This window comes from Aureimonas populi (assembly GCF_017815515.1).
GTDB lineage: Bacteria > Pseudomonadota > Alphaproteobacteria > Rhizobiales > Rhizobiaceae > Aureimonas > Aureimonas populi.
The window spans coordinates 3,134,175-3,160,609 of the sequence record NZ_CP072611.1 but is presented as its reverse complement, the minus strand read 5'-3'; the positions used below and the strand labels follow the sequence as shown (position 1 = coordinate 3,160,609).

The 26,435-nt window shown below is 66.6% G+C and carries 26 protein-coding genes and 1 pseudogene; 19 read left to right on the top strand and 8 right to left on the bottom strand.

The window, feature by feature from the left end; genetic code table 11:
- Positions 1–41: 41 nt before the first annotated feature.
- Positions 42–590 carry a methyltransferase family protein gene (locus tag J7654_RS14945; protein ID WP_209736667.1) on the bottom strand — a complete coding sequence of 183 codons (549 nt, stop codon included), beginning with the start codon at positions 588–590 and terminating at the stop codon, positions 42–44.
- A gap of 374 nt (positions 591–964) precedes the next feature.
- Here J7654_RS14945 and J7654_RS14940 point away from each other — a divergent pair, with 374 nt between their 5' ends.
- From J7654_RS14940 to J7654_RS14915, 6 genes are all read left to right on the top strand, one after another.
- A complete protein-coding gene (locus J7654_RS14940; protein WP_209736666.1) occupies positions 965–1,690 on the top strand; it encodes a response regulator in 726 nt (241 codons plus the stop codon).
- Complete coding sequence (locus J7654_RS14935; protein ID WP_209736665.1) at positions 1,687–3,054, top strand: ATP-binding protein; 1,368 nt, start codon at positions 1,687–1,689, stop codon at positions 3,052–3,054. The genes J7654_RS14940 and J7654_RS14935 overlap by 4 nt, the downstream gene beginning before the upstream one ends.
- Before the next feature lie 240 nt (positions 3,055–3,294).
- Positions 3,295–4,371 (top strand): NAD(P)H-binding protein, encoded by a 1,077-nt coding sequence (locus J7654_RS14930; protein WP_245195521.1) that lies wholly within the window; start codon positions 3,295–3,297, stop codon positions 4,369–4,371.
- Positions 4,372–4,510: 139 nt separating this feature from the next.
- Positions 4,511–5,224 (top strand): DedA family protein, encoded by a 714-nt coding sequence (locus J7654_RS14925; RefSeq protein ID WP_209736664.1) that lies wholly within the window; start codon positions 4,511–4,513, stop codon positions 5,222–5,224.
- Positions 5,221–5,880, top strand: coding sequence for a class I SAM-dependent methyltransferase (locus J7654_RS14920; protein WP_377946369.1), 660 nt, complete (start codon positions 5,221–5,223; stop codon positions 5,878–5,880). Before J7654_RS14925 ends, J7654_RS14920 begins: the two co-directional genes overlap by 4 nt.
- A 3-nt stretch (positions 5,881–5,883) precedes the next feature.
- Positions 5,884–6,552, top strand: a complete 669-nt coding sequence (locus J7654_RS14915) for a LysR family transcriptional regulator (protein ID WP_342451376.1) — start codon at positions 5,884–5,886, stop codon at positions 6,550–6,552.
- A 303-nt stretch (positions 6,553–6,855) separates the two neighbouring features.
- On the opposite strand, the gene J7654_RS18530 is transcribed toward J7654_RS14915, so the two are convergent.
- Positions 6,856–6,924 carry a DUF2274 domain-containing protein gene (locus tag J7654_RS18530; RefSeq protein WP_377946378.1) on the bottom strand — a complete coding sequence of 23 codons (69 nt, stop codon included), beginning with the start codon at positions 6,922–6,924 and terminating at the stop codon, positions 6,856–6,858.
- Positions 6,914–7,144, bottom strand: a pseudogene (locus tag J7654_RS14910) (TrbI/VirB10 family protein); the annotation flags it as partial. The pseudogene J7654_RS14910 and the gene J7654_RS18530, both read right to left, overlap by 11 nt.
- A gap of 347 nt (positions 7,145–7,491) precedes the next feature.
- Here J7654_RS14910 and J7654_RS14905 point away from each other — a divergent pair.
- The 12 genes from J7654_RS14905 (at position 7,492) to J7654_RS14850 (ending at position 20,368) form a co-directional block, all read left to right on the top strand.
- The gene (locus tag J7654_RS14905) at positions 7,492–8,442 is read left to right on the top strand and encodes an IS481 family transposase (protein ID WP_209736663.1); all 951 of its coding nucleotides are present in this window, start codon (positions 7,492–7,494) and stop codon (positions 8,440–8,442) included.
- 164 nt (positions 8,443–8,606) lie between these two features.
- A complete protein-coding gene (locus J7654_RS14900; protein WP_280842363.1) occupies positions 8,607–11,063 on the top strand; it encodes a heavy metal translocating P-type ATPase in 2,457 nt (818 codons plus the stop codon).
- Between the two features lie 127 nt (positions 11,064–11,190).
- Entirely contained in the window at positions 11,191–12,957 is a 1,767-nt protein-coding gene (gene ggt, locus J7654_RS14895; protein WP_377946379.1) for a gamma-glutamyltransferase, read from the top strand.
- Positions 12,958–13,031: 74 nt separating this feature from the next.
- Positions 13,032–14,042, top strand: coding sequence for a glycine betaine ABC transporter substrate-binding protein (locus tag J7654_RS14890; protein ID WP_209736660.1), 1,011 nt, complete (start codon positions 13,032–13,034; stop codon positions 14,040–14,042).
- Between the two features lie 124 nt (positions 14,043–14,166).
- A complete protein-coding gene (locus J7654_RS14885) occupies positions 14,167–14,967 on the top strand; it encodes a tetratricopeptide repeat protein (protein ID WP_209736659.1) in 801 nt (266 codons plus the stop codon).
- Between the two features lie 20 nt (positions 14,968–14,987).
- Entirely contained in the window at positions 14,988–16,397 is a 1,410-nt protein-coding gene (der, locus tag J7654_RS14880) for a ribosome biogenesis GTPase Der (protein WP_209736658.1), read from the top strand.
- 150 nt (positions 16,398–16,547) lie between these two features.
- Positions 16,548–17,594 (top strand): cell wall hydrolase, encoded by a 1,047-nt coding sequence (locus J7654_RS14875; RefSeq protein ID WP_245195520.1) that lies wholly within the window; start codon positions 16,548–16,550, stop codon positions 17,592–17,594.
- Positions 17,595–17,691: 97 nt separating this feature from the next.
- The gene (locus J7654_RS14870) at positions 17,692–18,072 is read left to right on the top strand and encodes an AtpZ/AtpI family protein (protein WP_209736656.1); all 381 of its coding nucleotides are present in this window, start codon (positions 17,692–17,694) and stop codon (positions 18,070–18,072) included.
- Positions 18,073–18,155: 83 nt separating this feature from the next.
- Positions 18,156–18,905 (top strand): F0F1 ATP synthase subunit A, encoded by a 750-nt coding sequence (locus J7654_RS14865; protein ID WP_209736655.1) that lies wholly within the window; start codon positions 18,156–18,158, stop codon positions 18,903–18,905.
- Positions 18,906–18,967: 62 nt separating this feature from the next.
- Positions 18,968–19,192, top strand: a complete 225-nt coding sequence (locus J7654_RS14860) for a F0F1 ATP synthase subunit C (protein ID WP_209736654.1) — start codon at positions 18,968–18,970, stop codon at positions 19,190–19,192.
- 71 nt (positions 19,193–19,263) lie between these two features.
- Positions 19,264–19,893 carry a F0F1 ATP synthase subunit B gene (locus J7654_RS14855; protein ID WP_209736653.1) on the top strand — a complete coding sequence of 210 codons (630 nt, stop codon included), beginning with the start codon at positions 19,264–19,266 and terminating at the stop codon, positions 19,891–19,893.
- The gene (locus J7654_RS14850; protein WP_209736652.1) at positions 19,886–20,368 is read left to right on the top strand and encodes a F0F1 ATP synthase subunit B family protein; all 483 of its coding nucleotides are present in this window, start codon (positions 19,886–19,888) and stop codon (positions 20,366–20,368) included. Before J7654_RS14855 ends, J7654_RS14850 begins: the two co-directional genes overlap by 8 nt.
- An 83-nt stretch (positions 20,369–20,451) precedes the next feature.
- Here the strand turns inward: J7654_RS14850 and J7654_RS14845 are convergent, their stop codons facing one another.
- Positions 20,452–21,147: a ribonuclease HII gene (locus J7654_RS14845; RefSeq protein WP_209736651.1), complete on the bottom strand. Its 696-nt coding sequence runs from the start codon at positions 21,145–21,147 to the stop codon at positions 20,452–20,454.
- Positions 21,148–21,252: 105 nt separating this feature from the next.
- The gene (locus tag J7654_RS14840; RefSeq protein WP_209736650.1) at positions 21,253–22,410 is read right to left on the bottom strand and encodes a PA0069 family radical SAM protein; all 1,158 of its coding nucleotides are present in this window, start codon (positions 22,408–22,410) and stop codon (positions 21,253–21,255) included.
- Between the two features lie 115 nt (positions 22,411–22,525).
- On the opposite strand from J7654_RS14840, the gene J7654_RS14835 reads away from it, so the two are divergent.
- On the top strand, positions 22,526–23,038 hold the full coding sequence (locus tag J7654_RS14835; RefSeq protein WP_209736649.1) for a glycosyltransferase family protein: 513 nt from the start codon (positions 22,526–22,528) through the stop codon (positions 23,036–23,038).
- A gap of 51 nt (positions 23,039–23,089) precedes the next feature.
- Here J7654_RS14835 and moaB read toward each other — a convergent pair whose 3' ends face one another.
- Genes moaB through J7654_RS14820 form a run of 3 tightly spaced genes read right to left on the bottom strand, consistent with a single transcriptional unit; the run spans position 23,090 to position 26,317 of the window.
- The gene (gene moaB, locus J7654_RS14830; RefSeq protein WP_245195519.1) at positions 23,090–23,638 is read right to left on the bottom strand and encodes a molybdenum cofactor biosynthesis protein B; all 549 of its coding nucleotides are present in this window, start codon (positions 23,636–23,638) and stop codon (positions 23,090–23,092) included.
- Positions 23,635–24,534, bottom strand: coding sequence for a 4-(cytidine 5'-diphospho)-2-C-methyl-D-erythritol kinase (locus J7654_RS14825; RefSeq protein WP_245195518.1), 900 nt, complete (start codon positions 24,532–24,534; stop codon positions 23,635–23,637). The genes moaB and J7654_RS14825 overlap by 4 nt, the downstream gene beginning before the upstream one ends.
- Before the next feature lie 7 nt (positions 24,535–24,541).
- Positions 24,542–26,317: a tetratricopeptide repeat protein gene (locus tag J7654_RS14820; protein ID WP_245195517.1), complete on the bottom strand. Its 1,776-nt coding sequence runs from the start codon at positions 26,315–26,317 to the stop codon at positions 24,542–24,544.
- Positions 26,318–26,435 lie beyond the last annotated feature (118 nt).

Below are 26,435 nucleotides of genomic sequence, written 5' to 3'. Positions count from 1 at the left end.
TGCCTCACGTCGTCTTTTCTTCGCCCGTTGCGGTGTGCAGACTAAGGAAGGGTGATGGCGGGAAGATCGGGCACCCAGGCCCGCACAGTCCCGAGCGACCGGACAAGCGGCACCAGAAGCAGGAACCACATGCTGTCCAGCACCGTGCGTCTCCAGAGGAACGGGTTTATCGTTATCTCCCGTTCTTCATTCCATAGGCCGAACCGTGGCAAGAGACGGGGAACGGTTCGACAATGCTCCTCGAAGTCTGCACCGTGGACATGTCGCAGAACCTCTTCTTCCCGGCGGATGACCGGTGTGAAGATTGCATAGGCGACCAACACCACTATGAGAGTGAGGACGAGGCTGCCCGTTTGCATGCCGACTCCGGCAGCAGCCGCTAGGGAGATCAGGTAGAGCGGATTTCGCGTGACCGAGTATGGTCCCGCTCTGACCAGCCTCTCGACCTTGCGCCCACCGATGTAGAGCGTGCACCAGGATCGGCCGAGAATTGCGAGCACGATAAAAAGGACGCCGGTCGCCTCGATCCAGTCGCGCTGCCAGGAGCCTGGTTCGGCCGCCGCCTCCGTGACAAGAAGCAGCGGCAGCATGAGAGCCAATGCGATACGGATGGCGATCTTGCGTCGTGATTGGGTTAGTCCAAGGGTCTGCTGCCCCCGAAACCGTATCCAGCATAACAACTCCAGCAGCTATGTGCCGGGACACCACTGGAGCGGTCTCGGCAGCACCTTTCGTTGATCGCGGTTGGCGGCTCTTCAAGCGAACGGATCGGCGGGAACACCGACGCGTTGCCTCTTGGCCGGCGTGTTGCCGCGACGTACGACGCAAGCTGGGGGAGCAGTGTCGTGTCTGTGTGCCAGCAAAGTGCTTAAGTGTAATCGACTGTCGCAAAATCGCCTTGCGGGACGGTGGGTTACAACGAGACGACTTCGACAGACGCAGGCCTTGCGGTAATGTTTGCTCCATGAGCACCGCACCGAACATCCTGATCGTCGACGATCACCGCGAGATCCGCGATGCGCTCAAGCGCTATCTCGAGCGGAACGGCTTCCGGACCAGCGCCGTGGACAGCGCCAGGGCCATGGACAAGGCCATGTCCGAGAGCCGTTACGATCTGGTCGTTCTCGATGTCATGATGCCGGGCGAGGATGGCTTGTCCGCCTGCCGGCGCCTGCGCGTCGAGAGCGACGTCGCCGTCCTGATGCTGACGGCGCTCGGCGAGGACACGGACAGGATCATCGGCCTCGAGGTGGGTGCCGACGACTACCTGCCCAAGCCGTTCAATCCCCGGGAGGTGCTGGCGCGCATCAAGGCGATCCTGAGACGAACCGAGCGCGCGCCTGTTTCCCTCGGCGGACAGTATGGCGGCAAGAAGCTGCTGTTCGACCGCTGGACGCTCGACGTCGATCGGCGAATCCTGATCGACGCCGGTGGTGAGGAAGCGGTCCTCACGACGGGAGACTATCAGCTTCTGGTGGCGTTCCTCGAGCGGCCCAGGATCATATTGTCCCGCGACCGCCTGCTCGACCTGACGAGCGGGCGCGAGGCGGCTCCATTCGACCGGGCCATCGACAATCAGGTCAGCCGCCTCCGGCGCAAGATCGAGCGGGATGCAGCCAGTCCCGAACTCATCTCGACGGTCAGGGGCGGCGGATACTGCTTCATGTCCGACGTCACGGAGAGCGCGTGAAGATCCTGTCGGCAGCGCCGCGCACCATCCGCGGCCAGTTCATCGTGCTGTTGATGCTGGCATTGACGGTGGTGCAATGCGTCAGCATCGCGCTGTTCATCCACGAACGCCAGCGTTCGATCCTAGCGGCTTTGGCCAAGGACGGCGTGAGCCGGATCGCGTCCGTCGCCGGTGCAGTGGACGCTGCACCGGACGGGGCGATCGCCTCGATCCTGCGGTCTGCGGAATCGATCGATTTCCGGCTGAGCGTCGACGGCGCGCCCCTCACAGATGCCGACGGCGCGGATGCGCTCGACTACCTGTCCGGACACATCCAGTCGGCGCTTGCGAGCGTCCCCGACCGTTCCGTCGGTGTGGCCCTGATCGACAACGAGGTGGCATCGTCGCCCCGTCCGGGTCCGGACGGGGACGAGGACGGTGATCCGACACACCTCGCCATTTCCACGGAGCTGCGCAACGGATCCTGGCTGAATGCGCGCGTCGACACCGGCGGGCCGCCCCTGCAATGGGCCTGGCCGGCTTTCGTCTCGATCCTCCTGACGATGGCAGCGGTGATCGCCACGGTCTGGCTTCTCGTCGGCAGGGTTTCACGTCCGATGCGACGGCTTGCCGAAAATGCCGAACGTCTCGGCCGGGGGGCAGCGATCGAGCCGCTCGACAGCACCGGGCCGGACGAAATACGCCGGCTGACCACGACATTCGAAGAGATGGCGCAACGGCTGACGAAACTGCTTTCGGAACGTTCGAACATGCTGGCGGCGCTCGGCCACGACCTTCGCTCGCCGATAACCGCCATGCGGCTCCGGCTCGAGATGGTCGACGACGAAGAGACCCGCGAGCGCATGAACAACTGTCTCGATGAAATGCAGACGCTGGTCGAATCCGCCCTGGCGCTGGCGCGCGGGGCCGATACGGGCGAACCGGTCACGGTTGTGAACCTTGGCCGGATGCTGCGGACGCTCGCCGAGGAAATGCAGGAGGCAGGCGGCGATATCAGTATATCCCTGGAGGGCGACCTCAACGTCAAAGCCCGGCGGACCAGCCTGAAAAGAGCACTGCGCAACATCGCGGAGAATGCGATGCGCTACGGGGAAGAGGCGCGCATTACGCTTCAAAGCGCCAATGATGTCGCCCTCATCATCGTCGAGGACAATGGGCCCGGCATTCCAGGCCATGAGCGCGAGCGGGTCTTCGAACCTTTCGTGCGGCTGGAAGCGTCGCGCAGCCGGGACACCGGTGGTTCGGGACTCGGCCTCGCCATCGCAAAGGTCGCAGTCGAGGCCAATGGCGGCTCGGTGAGGGCCGAAGATGCCTGCACCGGCGGGGCACGTCTCGTGGTCAGCCTCCCGGCTGTACACAGTTGAGCATTCGTCCAGTCACTGTCCGCCAAGCTACGGTCAGCGACTTGAGGTCGCTCATCATACATTTCTTATAGTTGAGGTTCGATTCCTTCAGCAGCCTACCGGGTTCGCTTTGTAATCGAGCGTCCCGGACGGCGATTTTGCGACAGTCGAATACATTTGAGCGGCCCGTCAGCATACGGCTGCGACACTGCTTCTCCATCCTCGTGCGGCGATGAAAGCAATCCAGTCCAGGGGTGTCGCATGACGAAGAAGGAATCCGATTCCGTGGCCCATCAAGGGCCATATGGCATCGATCGTCGCCGCTTTATGATTGGCGGCCTCGCGCTTGGCGCGGGAGCGTCCGCCCTCGGGGCGGGCACCCTTGCCGCCAGGGCGCAAGACGCCGTCTCGACGGCGGACCGGCGCACGATCGTCGTCACCACGCCCACCGGGAAGATCGGCCATCGGGTCGTTCGGCACCTTCTCGACAGCGACGTCAACGTCCGGATCATCGCGCGTTCCCAGTCATCGCTTCCTCCCGAATTGCTGGTCCGGCGGCTCCCCCCGTACATTCTCGAGCGCGTCGAAGTCGTTCGGGGATCTCACAGCGAGGCCGACGTGGTGAACCGCGCTTTCGAAGGAGCCGATACGGTTCTTTGGATATGCCCGCCGGAGGACACCGCCGAGAATCCGATGGCGGCCTATGTGGATTTTTCCCGCCCCGCCAGCGAGGCGATCGTCAGTCAGGGCGTGCAGCGCGTCGTCAGCGTCACCGGGCTCGGTCGCGGCACGCCGATGGCGGAAAACGCCGGTTTCGTCACGGCGTCGCTGGCGATGGACGATATGATCGCGGACACCGGCGTTGCGTTCCGGGCGCTGGCCATGCCCGCCTTCATCGACAACATCGCCGAACAGGCGCAATCCATCAGGGACGACGGCGTCTTCTTCTCCGCGATCGACGGAGATCTGAGAGTTCCGGCCTGTGCGACCCGGGACATCGCCGTCAGCGCGATCCGCTCGCTGCTCGATACCAGCTGGACCGGCCGGGATCAGCTCGCGGTGCTCGGGCCGGAAGACATCTCGTTCAACGAGATGGCGCAGATCATGACCGAGGTGCTCGAAAGGCCGGTTCGCTTCGATCGGATCACTTTCGAGGAATACGAGGCCCGGTTCGAGAGCTTCGGTTCGTCCCCGGGAATGGCCAGGGGCCAGACGGACCTCGCGCGGGCCAAGAACGAGGGCCTCGACAACGCCGAGCCTCGAACGCCCGAGAACACCACGCCCACCAGCTTCCGCCTGTGGTGCGAGGACGAACTGCTCCCGCTCATCCGCACCTGAAGGACGTCGCTGCCGGACCGGGCAGCGGGTTCGGCTGAATGCTCGGTCGACACCGCGCCCGCTTTGAGCGCAGCCAGTTTTCGTCTCGATGCTGCTGACGACCGTAGCCATCAACCAAAGAGCAAACGAAGGACAGCGTATGGATTTCGACCCGGTCGGTGCAGCCATGGCATGGATCAGCGCCTATGGTCTCATCGGCCTCTTCGCCGTCGCCCTGGCCGAGCGTTTCGTGCCGGTGATGCCATCCTACGGACTGCTTCTGGCGGTCGGCATCGGGGCAGCGGAGGCGGTGTGGTCGCTGCCGGCGGCGTTCATCGCGACCACCCTGGGCAGCATGCTCGGCTGTACGGTCTGGTTCTGGGCGGTCCGCGGCCTGGGCGACGTGCGATCCATGCGGCTCCTCGGCACGGTCGGCCGCCTCTTCGGGATGTCCGCCGATCGCATCGAGCGCTGCATCGCCTCGTTCCAGAGGAACCAGACGGCCCTGAGCTTCTCGCTCCAACTCGTGCCCGTCGTCAGGTTGTTCGCGCCCGCTTTCGCCGCCCTTCTTCGCGCGACCTCGCGCAGCTTCCTGATCGCGTCGGCGGCGGGCGTCGCGGTCTGGAACGGCCTCTTTATCGGTGTCGGATACGCGGCTTCGCACGCGATCGAGACAGCGAACACGACCGTGCTCGCGCTGGCCGCTCTCGGCTGCCTGCTTGGTGCGGAGGCGTCCCTGTTCTGGATCGGGCGGCGGGTTTCGAGCCGGCAGACTGGAGGCCGTGTCATGCAGGATGTGAGGTCTCCTTGCGACGGCGGTCAATCGGCGGCGCTGCCGCCTCAATTCAAAAATGTTCGAGATCGTCTCCCATGAACCAACAGCGTATGGCCGAGACGTTCGGCTTCTTCAAGGCATGGCTTAGAAACCCGCTGCGCGTTGCCGCCGTCGCGCCTTCGGGGCGCGCGCTCGCGAACCTCATAACTTCCGAAATCTCGCATGAGATCGGGCCGGTCATCGAGCTGGGACCGGGAACCGGCGCGTTCACCCGCGCGCTGATCGCTCGTGGCGTCAGACAGGAAGACCTCACCTTGGTCGAGTTCGGATCGGAGTTCGCCGCCACGCTCCATTCTCAGTATCCCGAAGCGGACACGATCTGCATGGATGCCGCCCGCCTGCGGAAGCTTAACCTTTTCAACGGGAGGCCGGCCGGCGCCGTCGTCAGCGGACTGCCGCTGCTGTCGATACCACAGCGCAAGGTGCACGCGATCCTGAGCGGGGCGTTCCGGCAGATGAGACCGGACGGCGCCTTCTACCAGTTCACCTATGGCCCGCGTTGCCCGGTCCCGGTCAGGTTGCTGGATCATCTCGGGCTCGAGGCGGAGCGGATCGGCGGGACAGTCGCCAACATTCCTCCTGCGGCGGTCTACCGACTCCGCCAAAGGGCTCCGAATACGCGTTTCCGGTCGAAGCGTGAGCGCTTGCTCCTGACCTCGCAGTCAGCACCAATTTCCGCGACAGAGAACGGCTGACAAATGCCTGCCACTCCGCTGACAATCGAGTTGCGGCATCTGCGCTACTTTGTTGCGACGGCGGAGCATGGCACCTTTCGCAAGGCAGGGATCGTCCTTGATCTCGACCACTCGGCGGTGAGCCGCCGCATCCGGGACCTCGAAGACCATCTCGGCGCATCTTTGTTCAACAGGTATAGCGGCGGCGTCTGCCTGACGCTCGCGGGCGAGCGATTTCTGCGGCGGGCACGGCGAGCGCTCAGAAGCATTGGTGATGGCGAGAGGGACGTCGCAAGTATCGGTCGGAGTGAAGAAGGGCTTATTCGGATCGGTATCTTCACGTCGCTGGCTTCGGGCTATCTGACCGATCTGGTGCGGGTATACTCCGAGCGGCATCCGAGGGTCAGGATCGAGTTCTTTGATGGCGACCCTGCCGAACACGTTGCTGCGGTACGCCAGGTTCGCATCGATGTGGCTTTTGCAACGGGCGTCATCGAACGAGCGGGATGCGACATGACGCACCTTTGGTCCGAACGTGCGTTCGCGGTGCTTCCCGAAAGCCACCGTCTTGCGTCGAGGTCCGAACTCGACTGGGCCGATCTGTCGAGGGAAAGGTTCATCGTCAGCGACATCGCGCCTGGACCTGACGTTCGGGACTATCTGGTTCAACGGCTCGCCGATCTCGGGCATTGACCTGACATCGAACTCCAGGCTGTGGGGCGCGACAATCTTCTCCCTCTGGTCTCCCTGGGGCGCGGACTAACCCTGACCAGCGAAGCGACGACTGCCGCGCGTTTTCCAGGCATCGTCTATCGACCGATCCGCGGTGAAAGCCTGCCATTCAGCGCAGTCTGGTCGCCGGTCAACGACAATCCCTCGATGCGACGGCTTCTCAGCCTGGCACGGACGATGGCCAGCGCGAGAAAGAGCGGGCAGCAATTGAATGGCGCCGCTGTCACCTCCTGAGCCTACTGGCACCGTACTGACACAGGCGGCTTAGCCGACTGACGGAGTTCGCCGCGCCTTGGCGAAACCGCGATCCGTGGCAACGAAGCGTTCCAGCATCGGCACGATGAGCTTTACCGGCCAGCTCCGTGCCGGCTGCAAGCAGCGTGGACAGCGCTGCGGCCTTCATCAGATCCCACCAATGATAATCGACGCCATCCTCAAGGCCGGCGTAGCCGCTGGTGTCCGCGCCCGGCAGGCGCTCCAGAACGATAGAACGGCCGCCCGGCAGGATCAGGCGGTTCCAGACAAGCAGCCCCCGGCGCTGGCCGAAGGTCACGCCATCATCATACTGGCCGATGACAAGGCATTTGACGCCAACTGGATCGTCGAAGAACTCAGTCAGCGCGGGGCAAAGGTCGTCATTTCCCAGCGCAAGAACCGCATAGCGCCGCTCGAAATCGACAAGGAGATGTACAAATGGCGGCGCCTCATCGAAAATTTCTTCCGCAAATTCAAATAGTTCAAGCGCATCGCCATGCGCGCTTGCAAAATCGATCGGAGCTTCAAGGCCATGATCTACCTCACCGCCGCCGTTATAAACTCACAATGAATCCCCACAATCCCTAGTTGTTTGATCCCGGGCTTTGATGGTGCATTATTTTCTTCAGAATGGAGGGATGCGCTATGGGCCAGATTTTGCACGGGAGCGCCACGACGACAGAGGCGGTGCGTCGAGCGATACAAAATAGTCAAGAGAGCTTGAGAGCTCTGGCCAAGCGCTACGGGATCAACCAGAAGACTGTCGCCAAGTGGAAGAAGCGAACTTCAGTAGCCGACCTACCCACTGGGCCGAGAGACCCGCATTCGTCGGTGCTCTCGCTTGATGAGGAGGCGATCATCGTCGCCTTCCGCAAGCACACGCTGCTGCCGCTTGACGACTGCCTGTATGCGCTCCAGCCGACGATCCCGCACCTGACGCGCTCTTCATTGCACCGCTGCCTGCACCGTCACGGGATCAGCAGGCTTCCCGATGTCGAAGGCGACAAGGAGCCGAAGAAGAAGTTCAAGAGTTACCCGATCGGCTATTTCCACATCGACATTGCCGAGGTGCAGACGGCCGAGGGCAAGCTCTATCTCTTTGTAGCGATTGACCGCACATCCAAGTTCGCCTTCGCTGAGCTCTATGCCAAAGCCGGCAAGATGAATGCAGCCCAGTTCCTGCGCAATCTCATCGCAGCGGCTCCCTACACCATCCATACAGTGCTGATCGACAACGGCATCCAGTTCACCAATCAGGCCCGCCACAAATACGCTTTCCACCACATCTTCGATCGGGTCTGCGACGAGAACGGCATCGAGCACAGGCTCACAAAGCTCAAGCATCCTTGGACGAACGGACAGGTCGAACGCATGAACCGGACCATCAAGGACGCCACCGTCAAGCGCTTCCACTACGACGATCACGCGCAACTGAAAAAGCATCTTGCCGACTTCATCGACGCCTACAACTTCGGGCGAAGATTGAAGACGCTCAAGGGTCTCACGCCCTACGAGTTCATCTGCAAGCAGTGGACATCCGAGCCGGATCGATTCATCATCGATCCAATCCATCAAATGCCGGGACTAAACACCTAGTTTTGAAACTTCGCCCAACAGTCGCCAATCACAAACCCTCGCTCACCGGACGCTTACGCTTCGATGGCGGGGACATGAGGGGCGGAGGGGCCTAGACTGGGCGGGCGGGTACGAGTCGGCTGGGTGCGGGCTGGGGCCGCTTTTTGCGGGAAGGTCTTGGCATGATGTCGAACGAGGATCGCCATAACGCGCATGATCATGCGGCCCATGGCGGGGGCTCCGGGCATGAGGAGCCTGCGGACGGCATGGCTCGCGACCCGGTCTGCGGAATGTCGGTCGATCCGAAGACGGCGAAGCACAGCCTCGTGTACGAAGGGCAGACGCAGTATTTCTGCTCGGCTGGCTGCAAGGCGAAGTTCGAGGCCGGGCCGGGCCGCTATGGCGCGGCCGCCGCGTCGGTGCCAGACGCGGCCGGTCATGCGCATCACCATCATGATGCGAACCATGCCCGTTATGGGAGGGCGACGGCGGTCGATCCGCAAGCCGTTCCCGACGGTGCGATCTGGACTTGCCCCATGCACCCGGAAATCCGCCGGGACGGACCGGGAAGCTGCCCGATCTGCGGCATGGCGCTGGAGCCCTTGGTGGCGACGGCGGACGTGGGGCCCAGCCCCGAGCTGAAGGACATGACCCGCCGCTTCTGGATCGGGCTGGCTCTCGCGCTGCCGGTGTTCCTCCTGGAGATGGGCTCGCATCTGGTGCCGGCGCTGCATCACCTCGTGCCCACGAATGTCTCGACCTGGATTCAGTTCGCTCTTGCGACGCCCGTCGTGCTGTGGGCGGGATGGCCGTTCTTCGAGCGGGCATGGGCATCGCTCGTCCATCGCAGCCTCAACATGTTCACGTTGATCGCAATGGGGACGGGCGTCGCCTGGGCCTACAGCGTTGTCGCTACGGTAGCGCCCGGTATCTTTCCCGCTGCCTTCCGCGCAGGGGACGGGACGGTCGCGGTGTATTTCGAGGCGGCGGCGGTCATCACCGTGCTGGTGCTGCTCGGCCAGGTTCTCGAGCTGCGGGCTCGCGAGCAGACCTCCGGGGCGATCAAGGCGCTGCTCGATCTGGCGCCGAAGGTCGCGCGGCGGATTGGCCCGAACGGCGCGGAGGACGACGTGCCCGTCGAGGAAGTCGCGCTCGGCGACCGGCTGCGCGTGCGCCCCGGGGAGACGGTGCCGGTGGACGGCAGTGTGGAGGAGGGGCGCTCCTCGCTCGACGAGGCGATGGTGACGGGCGAATCCATGCCGGTGACGCGCGAGGCCGGCGACCGCGTCATCGGCGGCACGTTGAACCAGACCGGCGCTCTGGTGATCCGTGCCGAAAAGGTGGGGCGGGACACGATGCTGTCCCGCATCGTGCAGATGGTGGCCGAGGCGCAGCGTTCGCGCGCGCCCATCCAGCGCATGGCGGACCAGGTATCGGGCTGGTTCGTGCCGCTGGTGATCGCCGTTGCGGTACTGGCCTTCTTCGCCTGGGGGTTCTGGGGGCCGGAGCCGCGCTTCGCCCATGGGCTGATCGCCGCCGTCTCGGTCCTGATCATCGCCTGCCCCTGCGCGCTTGGGCTCGCCACGCCGATGTCGATCATGGTCGGCGTCGGCAAGGGGGCGGGCGCGGGCGTGCTGATCAAGAACGCCGAGGCGCTCGAGCGACTGGAGAAGGTGGACACGCTGGTCGTCGACAAGACGGGCACGCTGACCGAGGGCAAGCCGTCGGTGACGCAGGTGGTGGCCGCTCAGGGTTTCGGGGAGGACGATATCCTCCGCCTTGCGGCCAGTGTGGAAAAGGCCTCGGAGCATCCGCTCGCCCTCGCCATCGTGGCGGCGGCCGAGGGAAGGGGCCTTGCCTTGCCGCCTGTCGACGGCTTCGATTCTCCTACGGGCAAGGGTGCGCTCGGCATGGTCGAGGGGCGGCGCATCGTGCTCGGCAACGCGGCTTTCCTGGCGGAGAACGGCGTGGACGCGTCCGTTCTCTCCCAACAGGCCGAGGCCCTCCGTCATGACGGTGCGACGGCCATCTATATCGGCGTGGAGGGCGCGGCGGGGGGCATCTTCGCCATCGCCGACCCGGTGAAGGCGACGACGGCGGAGGCGCTGAAGGGGCTGCATGCGGACGGTATCCGCATCGTCATGCTGACCGGCGACAACCGGACCACGGCGCAGGCGGTGGCGCGCAGGCTCGGCATCGACGAGGTGGAGGCCGACGTGCTGCCGGACCAGAAGAGCGCCGTGGTGAACCGCCTGAAGGGCGAGGGCCGCGTGGTGGCCATGGCCGGCGACGGCGTCAACGACGCCCCGGCGCTCGCCGCCGCCGATGTCGGGATCGCCATGGGGTCCGGCACGGACGTGGCCATCGAAAGCGCCGGCGTCACGCTGCTGAAGGGCGACCTCATGGGGATCGTGAAGGCGCGGCGGCTCTCCGAGGCGACGATGAAGAACATCCGCCAGAACCTCGTCTTCGCCTTCATCTACAATGCCGCCGGCATTCCCGTGGCCGCGGGCCTTCTCTATCCGACCTTCGGCCTGCTCCTGTCCCCGATCATCGCGGCGGCCGCCATGGCGCTCTCCTCGGTCAGCGTCATCGGCAACGCGTTGCGGTTGCGGGGCCTGACGCTCGATCGGCCGGGCTGACCCCCGCCGCGCGACTTCGGCGCGTGGCAATTCTTCTCTGGATTGCGGCTATGACGCGCTGAATGCGCGGCCGGAATGAGGCATAGTCGCCGGACGACCCACGGGACGGGGGAGATAATCGATGCCGATGATGCGCTCAATGCTGGGGGCTTTGGCCGCCATCTCGCTGGCGACGAGCGTCGCCTTGGCCCAGGAGATCGAGCGCCCGGCGCCGGAGGCCGCGACGGGTTTCGCCGAGCGGCAGGCCGTTTCGTCTGTCAAGGACATGGTGGTGGCGGCCCATCCCCTGGCCGCCGAGGCGGGCGCGAGGATGCTGGCGGCGGGGGGCACGGCCATCGATGCGATGATCGCCACGCAACTCGTGCTCAATCTGGTGGAGCCGCAATCCTCCGGCATCGGCGGCGGGGCCTTCCTGCTCTACCGCGATGCCCGCACCGGGCGGATGACGGCCTATGACGGGCGCGAGACCGCGCCGGCGGCCGCAATGCCCGACCTTTTCCTGGACGATCTCGGCCAGCCGCTGTCCTTCATGGACGCGGTGGTGGGCGGGCGTTCGGTGGGAACGCCGGGCACGCTGCGCCTTATGGAGTTGACGCATCGCCTGCACGGCAGGCTGGCCTGGGCCGAGCTGTTCGAACCGGCGATCCGGCTGGCCGAAGAGGGCTTCGAGGTCGGTGAAAGGCTGGCCGGGCTCGTGGCCGGCGATGAGGCACTGACCCGGCAGGAGGCCGCGCGTGACTATTTCCACCCGGAAGGGCGCCCCATCGAGGCCGGCGACACGCTGAGGAACCCAGAGTTCGCCGCCACGCTGCGCGCCATCGCGGAGCGTGGGGCGGAGGCATTCTACCAGGGCGAGATCGCCGAGGACATCGTGCAGGCCGTGCAGGGCTTCACGGACAATCCCGGCACGCTGGCGCTGGAGGATCTGGCCCACTATCGCGTCGTCCCGCGCGAGCCGGTCTGCGCGCCGTTCCGCGTTTATGAAGTCTGCGGCATGGGGCCGCCGTCCAGCGGCGGGCTGACGGTCGGCCAGATCCTTGGCCTGCTCGATCATTTCGACCTGGAGGCGCTCGAGCCGCTTTCGCCCGCGGCCACGCATCTCTTCGTCGAGGCGTCCCGTCTCGCCTATGCGGACCGCGCGCTCTACATCGCCGATTCCGATTTCGTGCGGGTGCCCGCCAAGGGCCTTCTCGATCCCGGCTACACGACAGCCCGCGCGCAGCGCATCGACCGGGCGCAGGCGGCGGAGGCCGTTTCGGCGGGCAACCCGCCCTGGCGAGAGGCGGGTTTGCGCGCGCCGGACCGAAGCCTCGAAATTCCCTCCACCAGCCATGTCTCCATCATGGACGGGGAGGGCAACGTCGTTTCCTTGACCACCACCATCGAGGCCGGCTTCGGCTCCCGCCTGATGGTGCGCGGCTTCCTGCTCAACAATGAATTGACCGATTTCTCCTTCGTGCCGGAGGAGGGCGGCCTGATGGTCGCCAACCGCGTGGAAGGCGGCAAGCGGCCCCGCTCCTCCATGGCGCCGACGATCGTGCTGGATGCCGGCGGCGAGCCGGTTCTGGTCGTCGGCTCGCCGGGCGGGGCGCGGATCATCCCCTATGTCGCGCGCACGATCCTGGGCGTGCTCGTCTGGGGGCTCGACCCGCAGGAGGCCGTGTCGCTGCCGCATGTCGCCACGCTCGGCGGCCCGGTGGACCTGGAGGAAGGGCTGGCGCCCGAAGGACTGGCACAGGCGCTGGAGGCGCTGGGGCACGAGGTTCGCATGATGGAGCTGAACAGCGGCCTTCATGCCATCTCGCTGGAGCGCGGCCGGCTTTCCGCCGGCGTCGATCCGCGGCGCGAAGGGGCCGCCCGCTCCTCGGGCGAGGTGGAGGCGGCTGCGCAATAAGGCCGCCCTCAGGTTTGACTCCCGGCCGGGGCGCGCCAGCTTTCCGACCAGTCGCACATGGTGGAGTGCTCTTCATGAAATTCTCTCTTCCGGCCTCGGTCGCCGTCTTTCCCGTGCTCCTCGCCATGCCCGCCTCGGCGCAGGACGCGGCGCCCGAAGCCTGCGGCACGATCCGCATCGCGCAGATGAACTGGGCCTCGGCGGAGACCATGGCGTCGATCGACCAGTTCATCCTGGAAAACGGCTATGGCTGCGACGCGCAGCTCGTGCCGGGCGATACGATGCCGACCTTCACGTCCATGACTGAGCGCGGCGAGCCGGATGTGGCGCCGGAGATGTTCGTGAACCAGTTCCGCGAGCAGATCGACGCGGCCGTGGCCGAAGGGCGCATCGAATACGCCGCTAAGGTTCTGACGGATGGTTCGCAGGAAGGCTTCTGGATCCCGCAATATGTCGCCGACGCCAACCCGGATATCCGCACGCTTGGCGACGCGCTCCAGCGCCCCGACCTCTTCCCTTCGCAGGAAAACCCGGAACGGGGCGCCGTGCACAACTGCCCGGCGGGCTGGGGCTGCCAGATCATGGTGGGCAATCTCTTCCGGGCCTATGGGGGCGGGGAGAACGGCTTCGACCTCGTGGACACCGGTTCCTCGGCCGGGCTCGACGGGTCCATCGCCAACGCCTTCCAGGGCGAGCGCGGATGGATCGGCTATTACTGGTCGCCCACGCCCATCGTCGGGCGATACCCGATGAAGCTCCTGGAGTTCGACGTGCCGTTCGACCAGGAGGAGTGGACGAACTGCACCACCCAGCCCGACTGCGCCGAGCCAGCCCGCAACGCATGGACGCCGGCCGATGTGTTCACGCTCGTCACGCCGGGCATTGCGGAAACGTCCGAGGCGGCCGCCGAGTACCTGAATACGCGTGCCTGGAGCAACGAGACCGTGAACGCGGTGCTGGCCTGGAAGGACGAGAACCAGGCGACGGGGGAGGACGCGGCATTGCACTTCCTCGAAACCCGGCCGGAGGTGTGGAAGGCGTGGGTGAGCCCGGAGGTGGCCGAGAGGGTGGAAGCGGCGCTCTGAAGGCTGACGGGCGCAGGTGCCCTTTCGCTCGCCGTAAAATCCGTTAGAAAGCGGCCAACGTCTTTTATGGCGCGCGGGGACTCTCGTCTCCGCGCGCCTCGTCTTTGACAGGTTGATGCGAGCGATGAGCAACGACACCTTCATTCGCGAAGTGAACGAGGAGTTGCGCCAGGAGAGGGCCCAGGCGATCTGGTCGCGCTTCGGCAAGCTCATCATCGCGCTCGTGGTGCTCGGCGTCCTCGGCACCATCGGCTACGTCGTCTGGGATCGAAGCGTGAGCGCGCGGGCGGCGGCGGACGGCGCGCGCTATATCGAGGCCGTGGAGCTTGCCGAAGGCGGAGATACGGCCGCCGCGCTCGCCGCCTTCGAGGCGCTGGCGGCGGATGGCGTGGGCGCCTATCCCGAGCTGGCGCGCCTCCAGATGGCGGCAGCGCAGGACATGGCGGGCGAGCGCGCGGCGGCGGTGGAAACCTTCGACGCGGTGGCCGGCTCCTCCGCGCCGCGCCCCTTGCGAGACCTTGCCGCCATCCGCGCCGCCTATATCCTCGTCGACACCGGCACGCCGCAGGATGTGCGGGCGCGGGTGGAGCGCCTGACCAATGAGGCCGAGCCGCTGCGCTATCCCGCCCGCGAGGCGCTGGGCCTCTCCCTCTGGCGCGCCGGCGAGACGGAGGAGGCGCGCGGCTTCTTCCAGTCGCTTGCGGACGATCTGGGTGCGCCGCAGGGAATCGCGGAGCGAGCCCGCCTGATGCTGGAACTCATCGACGCCGGCTCGGCGCAGGCTCAGGCGCCGGCCACCCCGGCCGAGCCCTCACCCGAAACGCAGGCCCCGGCGCCGGAGGCGCCCGCCATCGAAGCGCCGCAGGCACCGCAGGATGCAGCGCCTGACGCTGCCCCCGAAGACGGCGCCCTGCCGCCTTCCTGATCGAAAGGGCGCTTGGCGTCATGGTCACCATCGCGATCATCGGCCGGCCGAATGTCGGCAAGTCGACGCTCTTCAACCGCCTCGTGGGCAAGCGCCTCGCGCTGGTCGACGACCGCCCGGGCGTGACGCGCGACCGGCGCGAGGGCGACGCCACGCTGCTCGACATCGAGTTCACCGTCGTCGACACGGCGGGGCTCGAGGATGCCGGCGCGCAAACGCTCGAAGGGCGAATGCGCGCGCAGACGGAGGCGGCCGTGGACGCGGCCGATCTCTCGCTCTTCGTGGTGGACGCCAAGAGCGGCCTGACCCCGCAGGACAGCTTCTTCGGCGAGCTGCTGCGCCGGCGCGGCCGCCCTGTCATCCTCGTGGCCAACAAGGCCGAGGCGCGGGGCTCCGATGTCGGGTTCTACGATGCGTTCTCGCTCGGCCTCGGCGAGCCTGTGGCGATCTCGGCGGAGCACGGCGAAGGCATGGGCGACCTGCGCGACGCCATCGTGGCCGCGCTCGGGCCGGAGGTCTTCGACGTCGAGGTGGATGAGGCGGAGGCCGATGTCGAGGTCGTTCTGGACGAGGAGGGCGAGCCGGTCGAGGTCTATGACGAGACCAAGCCGCTGCGCATCGCCATCGTGGGACGGCCCAATGCGGGCAAGTCCACCCTGATCAACCGCTTCATCGGGCAGGACCGGCTGTTGACGGGGCCGGAGGCGGGCATCACGCGCGATTCCATCTCGGTGGAATGGGAATGGCGCGGGCGGCGCGTGAAGATGTTCGACACGGCCGGGCTCCGGCGCAAGGCGAAGATCCAGGAAAAGCTGGAGAAGCTTTCCGTGGCCGACGCGTTGCGCGCCATCAAGTTCGCCGAGGTGGTGGTGATCGTGCTCGACGCGACCATCCCGTTCGAGCGGCAGGACTTGCAGATCGCCGATCTGATCGCGCGAGAGGGCAGGGCGCCCGTCATCGCCTTCAACAAATGGGACCTCATCGAGGACCGGCAGGAGGTTCTGGCCGACCTTCGCGAGAGAACCGAGCGGCTGCTGCCGCAAATCCGCGGCATCCAGGCCGTTCCGATCTCGGGAGAGACCGGAACGGGCCTCGAGCGCCTGATGAAGGCGATCGCCGAAACGCACGAGACGTGGAACCGCCGTGTTTCCACCGCCAAGCTGAACCAGTGGCTGGAGCGCATGGTGGCCCACCATCCGCCGCCAGCAGTGGCGGGGCGGCGCGTGAACGTGAAGTACATGACGCAGGTGAAGACGCGCCCGCCGACCTTCATCGTTTCCACGACGAGGCCCGAGGCGCTGGGGGCGAGCTATACACGCTACCTCGTCAACGGCCTTCGCGAGGATTTCGGGCTCGCGGGCGTGCCGATTCGGCTGAATCTGCGCAAGCCCGCAAATCCGTATGCGTCTAGAAAAAAAAGATCACACTGACGGAACAAAGTTCCCACTCCCGTCGCGGCCGCCCGGAGATGGCCGCATTTGCCGGGCGTTAACCAAGAAACAAGGTTAATGCTCGACCATACCCCCTCGTTAATGAGATTGGAGCGGGGCATGGCGGCGGGGGAAAAGAGGGGCGCGTCAGTGGGGCAGCAGAAGAACGCCATCGTGGGCCGCGCGGCCCGCTTCACGACGCTCGCTGCCCTTTCCATCGGATTTGCTTCCGTCACGTCCACCACGCCCTCTCCCGGCGACCGGCCGGGTTTCGTGGCCGAGGCCAAGGCGGCGCTGATGAGCGAGGCGCTCTCGCTCGAGGCGGAGGCCTTGTGGCGTGACAGGCCGCTTTCACCCATGGCCGAGCGCGGCGGGCGCGTCGTGGCGGAGCGCAAGGCGCCGACGGAAGGGCGCGTCGCGCTTCGGCTGAACGAGGGAGGCAGCCTCCTTCGCGCCGGCATCGTGGGCGGCGACGACCTGATGCGCACCGCGCTGGCCGGCCCCCAGGACTTCACCAGCCGCATGTCGCTGGCCAAGGCGTTCGTTTCGCCCGCCCAACGGATGGACCCGGCCGAGCAGACGGTCATGGCCTCGCTGGCGCTGCCGTCCGGCCCGGGCGCATCTGCCGACGATGCCGAGATGGCCTACGCTCCTTCCGGCGCGCCCTCCGTGTCCTCGCGCTTCACGGACATTCTGCGCGACCGACAGCCGGGCAAGGGCTTCGTCCCGCCCATCGGCGCGAAAGACCACTCCTGGGCGGCCACCCCGCTGCCGGCGGCCGCCTTCTCCAAGAAAGAGCAGACGTGCCTCGCGACGGGCATCTATTTCGAGGCGCGCGGCGAGGTTGCGCGCGGGCAGGAGGCGGTGGCGCAGGTCATCCTCAACCGCGTGCGGGCGCCTTCCTATCCCGATACGATCTGCGGCGTGGTCTACCAGAACAAGCATATGCGCAATCGTTGCCAGTTCTCCTTCGCCTGCGACGGCATTCCGGACCGCATCACCAACAAGCGCGCCTACGCCAAGGCCGAGCGAATCGCACTCGCGGTGACGCGCGGCGAAATCTGGCTGCCCGAGGTCGGGTCGGCGACCCATTACCACGCGACTTACGTGGCCCCGCGCTGGGCGCGCGCGATGGAAAAGATGGAGAAGATCGGCCTGCACGTCTTCTACCGCACCTTCAACGGCGGTTGGAACTGAGCACCGGGCCGATCGGGTTTGACCTTTCCCCGCCTCTCGTGACAATCGCGGGAACGCCGGGCCGGCCTCATGGCCGGGCCGTATCCGGGAGCGCGGGATGAGCGACAGGGACACCGATTCTCCGCCCGAGGGCGAGCCGCTGACGGACGCGCAATGGCGCGCGCGCCGCGCTTCGCTGGATGAGCGCCTGAACCAGCATCTGACCCGCCGCGAGGTGGAGGCCCGTGCGGCCAAGGGTGGGCAGGGCTCCATGCAAGGCATGGCTCAGGGGCTCAAGATCGCCAGCGAGTTCATCTCCGGCATCGCCGTGGGTGCGCTTCTCGGCTACGGGATCGACCATTTTCTGGGCACCAGTCCCTTCGCGCTGATCATCTTCCTGTTTCTCGGGTTCGGCGCCGGTATTCTCAACGTGGTGCGCGGCGCCGCTTCCTCCACCCCGCCAAAGAGCGGCGAGGATAAGGCCCCGGACCGGGATTGATGAGTGCAGGGTGTTGCGAAGAGGGGGCCGGGACGTTAAGGGAGTGGCGCCCGCGAGAGGCACGAGACGAGAGGACCTGACGTTTGGCGACCGATCCGCTTCATCAATTCGAGATTTCTCGGCTTGTCCCGATCGAAATCGGCGGTGTCGATTTCTCCTTTACGAATTCCTCCCTTTTCATGGTCGCCACGGTCGCCGTTACGACGGCCTTCCTGTTCTGGTCCACGCGTGGTCGCGGGCTGGTGCCCAGCGCCTCGCAGTCGGTGTCGGAGCTGGCCTATGAATTCATCGCCAAGATGCTGCGCGACGGCGCTGGGTCGGACGGGATGCGATTCTTCCCCTTCGTCTTCTCGCTCTTCCTCTTCATTCTCGTCGCCAACCTCTTCGGGATGTTCCCTTATTTCTTCACGGTGACGAGCCACATCATCGTCACCTTCTCGCTGGCCATGCTGGTGATCGGCACCGTCGTGGTCTACGGCATCTGGCATCATGGCCTCGGCTGGTTCCGCATCTTCATTCCCTCGGGCGTGCCGGCCGCAGTGGTCCCCTTCGTGTCGCTGATCGAGGTGATCTCGTTTCTCTCGCGGCCCGTCTCGCTCTCGGTGCGTCTCTTCGCCAACATGCTGGCCGGGCACATTACGCTCAAGGTGTTCGCCGGCTTCATCATCTCGCTGGGCAGCCTCGGGGCGGTCGGCATCTTCGGTGCGGTGCTGCCGCTGATCATGACGATCGCGATCACCGCGCTGGAATTCCTGGTCTCGTTCCTGCAAGCCTATGTCTTCGCGGTCCTGACCTGCATGTATCTCAACGACGCGCTTCACGTGCATCATTGACGACAGAGTTGCGCGGCGTTCGCCGCGCCATCACCCGCACAATCCAATCGAAGGAGTTTACTATGGAAGCGGAAGCTGCACGTTACATCGGCGCGGGCCTTGCCACCTTCGGCATGGCCGGCACGGCGCTCGCCCTCGGCAATATCTTCTCGAGCTTCCTCACGGGCGCTCTGCGCAACCCCTCGGCAGCGGATGGCCAGTTCGGCCGCCTCGTCTTCGGCTTCGCCGTGACGGAAGCTCTCGGCATCTTCTCGCTGCTGATCGCGCTGCTCCTCCTCTTCGTCTGATCGACGAATCAGAGGATTGTGCATCCGGCCGCCCAACGCTGGGCGGCCGGCCCGTATCGCCGGAGTGACAGATGTTTGTCCGTGACGCACTTGCGCAGACAGAGGCGCCGACGGTCGGTGAGGCTCCGGTCGTAACGGACGGCCCTCCGCCGCCCACCGCCGAGGCCATCCTCGTCGAAGAACTCGAAACCGGCGGATTCCCGCCGCTCGAGAGCGAATTCTTTGCCTCCCAGATTCTCTGGCTGGCGATTACCTTCGGCCTGCTCTACTGGGTCATGTCCAAGACGCTCGTTCCGCGTCTGGCCGGGATCATCGAGAACCGGCGTGACCGAATCGCGCTCGACCTCGATGCCGCGCACCGGATGCGCGCCGACGCCGACGAGGCGCAGGCGGCCTATGAGCAGGATCTGGCCGAAGCGCGCGAACGCTCCCACAAGATCGCCCAGGACGCGCGCGACAGCGCCCGTGCGGACGCGGATGCGGAGCGCAAGCGCAACGAAGCCGAACTTGACCAGAAGCTGGAAAGCGCTCAAGGCCGGATCGCGGAGATCAAGGCCAAGGCCCTGGCCGATGTCGATACCATCGCCGAGGAAACGGCCCAGGCGATCATCACCGAACTGACCCGGCTCGACGTTTCCCGTGAGGAAGTGGCCAATGCGGTGAAGGCGGCGGGTGCAGGCCAGGAGAAGCGCGATGCTTGAAGATTCCAGCTTTTGGGCTCTCGTCGGGCTCGTTCTCTTCCTCGCCCTCGTCGCCTATCTCGGCGTGCCGAAACTCGTGTCGAAGTCGCTGGACGAGCGTGCGGAGCGTATCCGCCGCGAACTCGATGAAGCGCGGGAGCTGAAGGAAGAGGCCAAGCAGCAGCTTGCCGAATATCAGCGCCGCCGCCGCGAGGCCGAGGCCGAGGCGCGCGACATCGTGGCCGGGGCCGAGCGTGACGCGCAGGCGATCGTGGAGGAGGCGCGCGCCAAGAGCGCCGAATACATCACCCGCCGCACGCGCACGGCCGAGCTGAAGATCGCGCAGGCCGAATCCGACGCCATCGCGGAGGTTCGCGCCGCGGCCGTCAACCTCGCCATCCAGGCGGCGGCGGGCGTCATCTCCGACAGGAATCTCGGAGCGGACACGGGCACCACCGAGCGCTCCATCGAGGAAGTTCGCCGTCGTCTGAACTGACGTTCGAGCCCCGTATCATCTACGAAAACGCCGGCTTTCGAGCCGGCGTTTTCGTTTGCGGGGCATGGGCCGGGCGACCGCGCTCAGACGAGCAGCGATTCCGGCGGCCTGATGGGGCGGAAGCTCATGCGGTGGTAGGGGCAGGGGCCATGCTGCTCCAGGGCTCCAAGATGCTGCTTCGTCGCGTAGCCCATGTGGCGGCTGAAACCGTACGCCGGAAAGCTGGCGCACAAGCGGGCCATGATCCGGTCGCGCGTCACCTTGGCGACGATGGAGGCGGCGGCGATGGAGAGGCTTCGCGCATCCCCGCCGACGATCGCGCTCGCCTTGGCCAGCAGCGGCAAGGGCACGTCGCGCCCGTCGATCAGCGCATGGCAGGGCGCGGTTCCCAGGCCGGCAAAGGCGCGGCACATGGCCAGCAGCGTCGCCTGGCGGATGTTCAGGCGATCGATCTCGCCCGCGCTCGACGAGGCGACCGATACGGTCGCCCAGCGCAGGATTTCCGGAAACAGGCGCTCGCGATCCTCTGGCGCCATCTTCTTGGAATCGTCCAGCCCGTCGGGAATCGCGCCCGCCTTCAGGATGACTGCCGCGGTGACGACCGGGCCGGCCAGCGGACCGCGCCCGGCTTCGTCGATACCCGCGACAAGCCGGGCGCCACGGGCCAGCCGGGCCTCCTCCAGGGCGTAATCCGGTCCCGGATGAGGCAAAGGCGACGCCGGCTCGCCGGGGACGGGCAGGGAAGGGAGGAGCGGAGAATCGGAGCAAGGGCGAGTCATGTTGCGGCGAGACTCTTCCATCGTCCGATTCTCCGCAAGCCTTCCGCCCATAGGCGGGCGGAAGGCTTGCCACCGGCGACGAGGAACGCCGGAGGCAATCGAGTGCTAGAGGAGGGCGAGTTGCACTCCCGCGCTCTTCGGCGCGTGAAACAAATCGCAGCGCAAGGGCGCGCGCTCCTGATCGAGGCCGAGGCGCCTGGAGGCCAGCTCGAAGCGCCGGCGGATCTGCATGGCGTAGGGGCCGCTGCCGCGCATCCGCTTGCCCCATTCCGCGTCGTAATCCTTGCCGTCTCGCATGGAACGCAGAAGGTTCAGGACGTGGCGGTATCGATCCGGGTAGTGGCGCAGCAGCCAGTCCTTGAAGAGCGGCGAAACCTCCAGCGGCAGGCGCAGCAGCACATAGCCGGCGTGGCGCGCCCCGGCTGCGTGCGCCGCCTCCAGCAGTCGCTCGATCTCGCAATCGGTCAGGCCCGGAATGATCGGTGCGGTCATGACCATGGTGGGAATGCCGGCCTCGCTGAGGGCCTTCACGGTTTCGAAGCGCTTGGCCGGCGTTGCCGCGCGCGGCTCCATCACGCGGGCCAGCTTCCGGTCGAGCGTCGTCACCGACAGCGCCACGCGCACCAGGCCCTTGGCCGCCATCCGGGAGAGAATGTCGATGTCGCGCGTGACGAGGGCGGACTTCGTCACGATGCCGACCGGATGATTCGCCGCCTCCAGCACCTCGAGAATACGGCGCATGACGCCCCACTTCTTCTCGATCGGCTGGTAAGGATCGGTGTTCGTGCCGATGGCGATCGACTTCACCTCGTAGCCGGGCTTCGAAAGCTCCGCCTCCAGAAGCTCAGGCGCGTTCGGCTTCACGAACAGGCGCGATTCGAAATCGAGGCCGGGCGACATGCCCATATAGGCGTGCGTGGGCCGGGCGAAGCAATAGACGCAGCCGTGCTCGCAGCCGCGATAGGGGTTGATCGAGCGGTCGAAGGAAATATCGGGCGATGCGTTCCGCGTGATGATCGTCTTCGGTTTCTCGACCTGAACCTCCGTCCTGAAGGGCGGCAAGTCCTCGATCGTGCCCCAGCCATCGTCGAAGGCCGCGCGGGCGAAAGGCTCGAAGCGACCGCTGGGGTTCAGCCCCGCGCCACGGCCGCGCCGACGGTCCATCCCCACGCGCAGGCCGGACTCCTCGACCATTCGGTTGGCGATGTCGATCCCGTTCGCCCGGGAGAAGGCGGCCTTGTCGGCCGTCGCGATCTCCTGCATGGGAACACTCCCTTGGCTGTTGTGAACAAAGTCCTAACGCGAACAAAAGAACAATACAAGAACAAAAATGGTGTGCCGCTTTTGCTGGCGCAAGGGGGCGTCCTCGGTTAATCGGGTGGCCATGCTCAGCGCCTTCATCCAGTCGCGGGATGAGCCCGCCCGCCTCGCTTCGACCCTAGCGAGCCTCGTGCCCGGTGCGGTGGAGGGGCTGTTGCGCGATGTGACGGTCGTGGACGAGGGGATGGGAGAGCAGGCGCGCGTGGTGGCCGATCATGCCGGCTGCTCCATCTGCCGTCCGCCCGATCTTTCGGCCGCCCTCCTCGGCGCCAAGGGGGAGTGGGTGCTGCTTCTCTCCGCCGGCGCGCGGCTCGGGCAGGGGTGGACCGATGCGGTGGCGCTTCACATCGCGTCCGGCCGAGGGCGGCCCGCCAGCTTCTCCCGCAGCCGCTTCCTGGCCTTTGCACTCCCCCTGCGAGGGCCCGCCAGTCTCGCTTCGGGCGTCCTCGCACCCAAGCGTCTCCTCGTCGAGGCGCGGGGCGCCTCGCCCACGCTGGCGGATCTTGCTCGCTCCTGGGCGGCCGTGCGGATCGACGTGGGGCTGACGCAGGCCGCTCCCGAGCGGCGCTGAGAGCGACCGCCAGAGGCCTTCGTCAGGCCCCGCTGAGCCTCTCCCGCGCCTTCAGGCGGAACGTCCGTCCCGGCGCAGGTGCTCGTCCAGCCTCGGCATGATTTCCACGAAATTGCAGGGCCGGTGGCGGTAGTCGAGCTGGTCCTTGAGGATATGGTCCCAGCCATCGCGGCAGGCGCCGGGAGAGCCGGGCAGCGCGAAGACGAAGGTCGCGTTCACCAGGCCGGCCGTGGCGCGGGACTGGATGGTCGAAACCCCGATCTTGTCGAAGGAAATGCGGTGGAAGACGGCGGAGAAGCCGTCCATCCGCTTGTCGAACAGCGGCTCCAGCGCCTCGGGCGTCACGTCGCGGCCGGTAAAGCCTGTGCCGCCCGTCGTCAGGACGACGTCCACGGCCGGATCCTTCGTCCAGGCCACCACCGTTTCGCGGATCGCCTCGACATCGTCCGGCACGATCCGCCGGTCGGCCACGCGGTGCCCGGCCTCCGCGATCCGCGCCGCGAGTGTCCCGCCGGAACGGTCGTCGTCCATGGTGCGGGTGTCCGACACGGTGAGGACCGCGATGGACAGGGCGATGAAGGGGCGATCATCGGTGCTCAAGCTCTCGTCTCCTCGCTTCGCGTGGCGCGCACCCACCATCGGGGCCGGTTCCGCGCGATGGCATGCGCCGCGCGCGCCGCTTCGGCTTCGCTCGCATAGAGGCCGAAGACACTCGCGCCCGAACCCGACATGCGTGCCAGCAGCGGCCCTGTGGCGGTCAGCTCTTCCACGACCGTGGAGATCGCAGGCACGAGGCGCCGCGCCGGCTCCTCCAGATCATTGCGGCAGGTGGCGAGATAGGAGGCGAGCGCGGCAATATCCTGAAAGCCGCCGGCGGGAAGGGGCGGGGGCTCGTGCGCGACACGCCCGGCCAGCGCCCGGAAGACGGCGGGCGTCTCCATCGCGATGCCCGGATTGACGAGGACCATCGGCAGGGCCGGCAGGGCGGCCAGCGGTTCCAGCACCTCGCCGATCCCGCGAATGCGCACGGGGCGGCCCGCCAGGCACATCGGCACGTCCGCGCCGAGACGGATGGAGGCGCTTGCGATCTCGGCGGCCAGCGAGGGATGGAGCACGCCCAGATGGCGCATGAGCGAGGCCGCATCCGAGGACCCGCCCCCGATGCCCGAGGCGACGGGCAGGTTCTTCTCCAGCGTCAGCGAAAGGGCGGGAATCGTGATGCCGCGCGCGCGGGCGATCTCGCGCGCCAGCTCCAGGGCCTTGAAAAGGCTGTTGCCGGCAACGGGAACATGGGCCGCGAAAGGCCCGCGCACCTGCAACTCGTCCTGCGCGGCGGGCCGGGCGATGAGCCGGTCGCCCTCGCGCGCGAAGACCACCAGCCCATCCAGAAGATGATAACCGTCGGCCCGGCGGCCGACGACATGCAGCGACAGATTGATCTTGGCAGGGGCGAGCAAGTCGTGCGCCGCCGCGCCCGTCATGGAAGAGGCGTCCATGCCGGCCTCAGTTGGGGCGGCTGGCGTCGCCCTGCTCGGCCGGCGTGTTCGCGGCCCGCTCGGCAGGCGCCTCGTTCTCGTGCCCGACGTCGGAGCCCACCGGGCCGAGCCCGTCGGCCAGCTTGGCGCGAATCTTCTCCGCCACGTCCGGCTCGGGCTCTGGCGTGCCCCTCAGTGCGCGCTCCCACTGGAAGCGGGCTTCGCGCTCGCGCCCGACGCGCCAGTAGGCATCGCCCAGATGGTCGTTGATCGTGGGGTCGGCGGGGGTGATGAGCACGGCGCGCTCCAGTTGCTCCACCGCCTCCTCGAAGCGCTCCAGCCGGTAATAGGCCCAACCGAGCGAATCGATGATGTAGCCGTCGTTGGGCCGCAGGTCGACGGCGGTGCGGATCATCTCGAGGCCCTCCTCGAGATTGCGGTTCATGTCCACCCAGGAGTAGCCGAGATAGTTCAGCACCTGCGGCTGGTTGGGCGAAAGCTCCAGCGCCCGGCGGAAATTGGGCTCGGCCTTGTCCCACTCCTTCAGGCGCTCATAGGCGATGCCGCGCTGGTAGTAGATGTTCCAGTTGTTCGCCCCGTCCTCGGGCGCGATCTTCAGCGCCCGCTCCAGGATCTCGGCCGCGCGCGCATATTCCTTGCTGGCGGACAGGACGTCGGAGAGCGCCAGATGCGCCTGCAAATCGTCCGGATAGGCCGCGACCGCCCGCTCCAGATGCTTCAGGGATTCCTCCTTACGGTCGGCATACCAGAGGTCGAGGCCCATCTGGAGTTCGGCCGTGCGCCGGTAGGGTGAGGTTTCGGGAATCTGCTCGTAATAGGAGATGGCCAGATCGATCCGGCTCGCGCGCTCGGCAATGCCGGCCAGGGCCGTGAGGAGCTTGGGCGAGGAGGTGTCCGCCACCGCCTGCGCGAACTGGAAATACAGGAGCGCGACCTGCTGCCCGTCGCCGCGATTGATCGCCTGGCCGAGGATGTACAGCGCCTCGGCCGCGCCGTCGCGGGCGGAGGCCAGCGTGGGAGCGATCTCCTCGCCGGCCTCGATCTGCCCGCGAAGATGCAGGAGCGGGTCGTAGGTGGGGGCCAGTTCCAGCCCGCGCTCGGCCGCGGCCAGCGCCGCCGCCTCGTCGCCCGCGCGCGCTTCCACCCGGGCCAGCGCCTCGGCGGCGGCCAGATAGGCATCCGGCGAGGTCTGGACGGAGGCGGCGTCGTCGAGAAGCAGGGTCAGCACCCGGCGCGCCTCGGCCGGCTCGCCTTGCAACTCGGCCAGAAGCCCCTTCTGGTAGAGGTTGAAGATCGCGAACCACGGCGCGCCGTTGATCTCGTCCACCCGCTTGATCGCGTCATCGAAGCGGCCGTCGCCGGCCTCCGCCCAAGCGGCCAGATGGCCCACGAGCAGGCTGTCGAGCTCGCTGGGGTCGGAGATGGCGAGCTGCTCCACCGCCTCCTGCGCCCTTGCGTCGCGCAGGGCGGCGAGGCCGAGCGCGATCCGCGCGACCTTGCCCGCGTCGGGATCGTCGCGCAGCTCGGCGGCCAGAGCCACGCCATCGTCGAAGCGACCGTCGGCGAGGAAGGCGAACATGGCCTCCTGCCGCAGCAGGTCGGAGTCGGGATCGAACTCGAGGGCGAGGTCGAAATAGTCCGTCGCCACATCCAGCGCGCCTTCCGACTGCGCGGCCTTGGCGGCAAGATAAGCGCCGGGGAGGGACTGCACGTCGCCGGTGGCCCGCGCGGGCTGCGCGCTCTCAACGGGTTCGCTGGCCGCGCCCGCTGCGGTCGACGCCATGCCCGCGGCCAGGGCGGCGGCAAGCGCCAAGCGAGAAATGCGCAATGTCCGCACGAATTTGTCCCTTCCAGAAAGGTCGAGCACGCCGAGGAATCCGGCTTTCAGGCATTTTGCACCG

Coding starts and splice junctions, on each gene's coding strand:
- J7654_RS14940 (WP_209736666.1), top strand. CDS start 965: ATGAGCACCGCACCGAACATCCTGATCGTCGACGATCACCGCGAGATC.
- J7654_RS14840 (WP_209736650.1), bottom strand. CDS start 22,410: ATGCAGGAGATCGCGACGGCCGACAAGGCCGCCTTCTCCCGGGCGAAC.
- J7654_RS14945 (WP_209736667.1), bottom strand. CDS start 590: ATGCTGCCGCTGCTTCTTGTCACGGAGGCGGCGGCCGAACCAGGCTCC.
- J7654_RS14930 (WP_245195521.1), top strand. CDS start 3,295: ATGACGAAGAAGGAATCCGATTCCGTGGCCCATCAAGGGCCATATGGC.
- J7654_RS14850 (WP_209736652.1), top strand. CDS start 19,886: ATGCTTGAAGATTCCAGCTTTTGGGCTCTCGTCGGGCTCGTTCTCTTC.
- J7654_RS14860 (WP_209736654.1), top strand. CDS start 18,968: ATGGAAGCGGAAGCTGCACGTTACATCGGCGCGGGCCTTGCCACCTTC.
- J7654_RS14920 (WP_377946369.1), top strand. CDS start 5,221: ATGAACCAACAGCGTATGGCCGAGACGTTCGGCTTCTTCAAGGCATGG.
- J7654_RS14845 (WP_209736651.1), bottom strand. CDS start 21,147: ATGACTCGCCCTTGCTCCGATTCTCCGCTCCTCCCTTCCCTGCCCGTC.
- J7654_RS14915 (WP_342451376.1), top strand. CDS start 5,884: ATGCCTGCCACTCCGCTGACAATCGAGTTGCGGCATCTGCGCTACTTT.
- J7654_RS14890 (WP_209736660.1), top strand. CDS start 13,032: ATGAAATTCTCTCTTCCGGCCTCGGTCGCCGTCTTTCCCGTGCTCCTC.
- J7654_RS14820 (WP_245195517.1), bottom strand. CDS start 26,317: ATGGCGTCGACCGCAGCGGGCGCGGCCAGCGAACCCGTTGAGAGCGCG.
- J7654_RS14885 (WP_209736659.1), top strand. CDS start 14,167: ATGAGCAACGACACCTTCATTCGCGAAGTGAACGAGGAGTTGCGCCAG.
- J7654_RS14905 (WP_209736663.1), top strand. CDS start 7,492: ATGGGCCAGATTTTGCACGGGAGCGCCACGACGACAGAGGCGGTGCGT.
- J7654_RS14925 (WP_209736664.1), top strand. CDS start 4,511: ATGGATTTCGACCCGGTCGGTGCAGCCATGGCATGGATCAGCGCCTAT.
- J7654_RS14855 (WP_209736653.1), top strand. CDS start 19,264: ATGTTTGTCCGTGACGCACTTGCGCAGACAGAGGCGCCGACGGTCGGT.
- J7654_RS14870 (WP_209736656.1), top strand. CDS start 17,692: ATGAGCGACAGGGACACCGATTCTCCGCCCGAGGGCGAGCCGCTGACG.
- J7654_RS14825 (WP_245195518.1), bottom strand. CDS start 24,534: ATGGACGCCTCTTCCATGACGGGCGCGGCGGCGCACGACTTGCTCGCC.
- J7654_RS14900 (WP_280842363.1), top strand. CDS start 8,607: ATGTCGAACGAGGATCGCCATAACGCGCATGATCATGCGGCCCATGGC.
- ggt (WP_377946379.1), top strand. CDS start 11,191: ATGATGCGCTCAATGCTGGGGGCTTTGGCCGCCATCTCGCTGGCGACG.
- der (WP_209736658.1), top strand. CDS start 14,988: ATGGTCACCATCGCGATCATCGGCCGGCCGAATGTCGGCAAGTCGACG.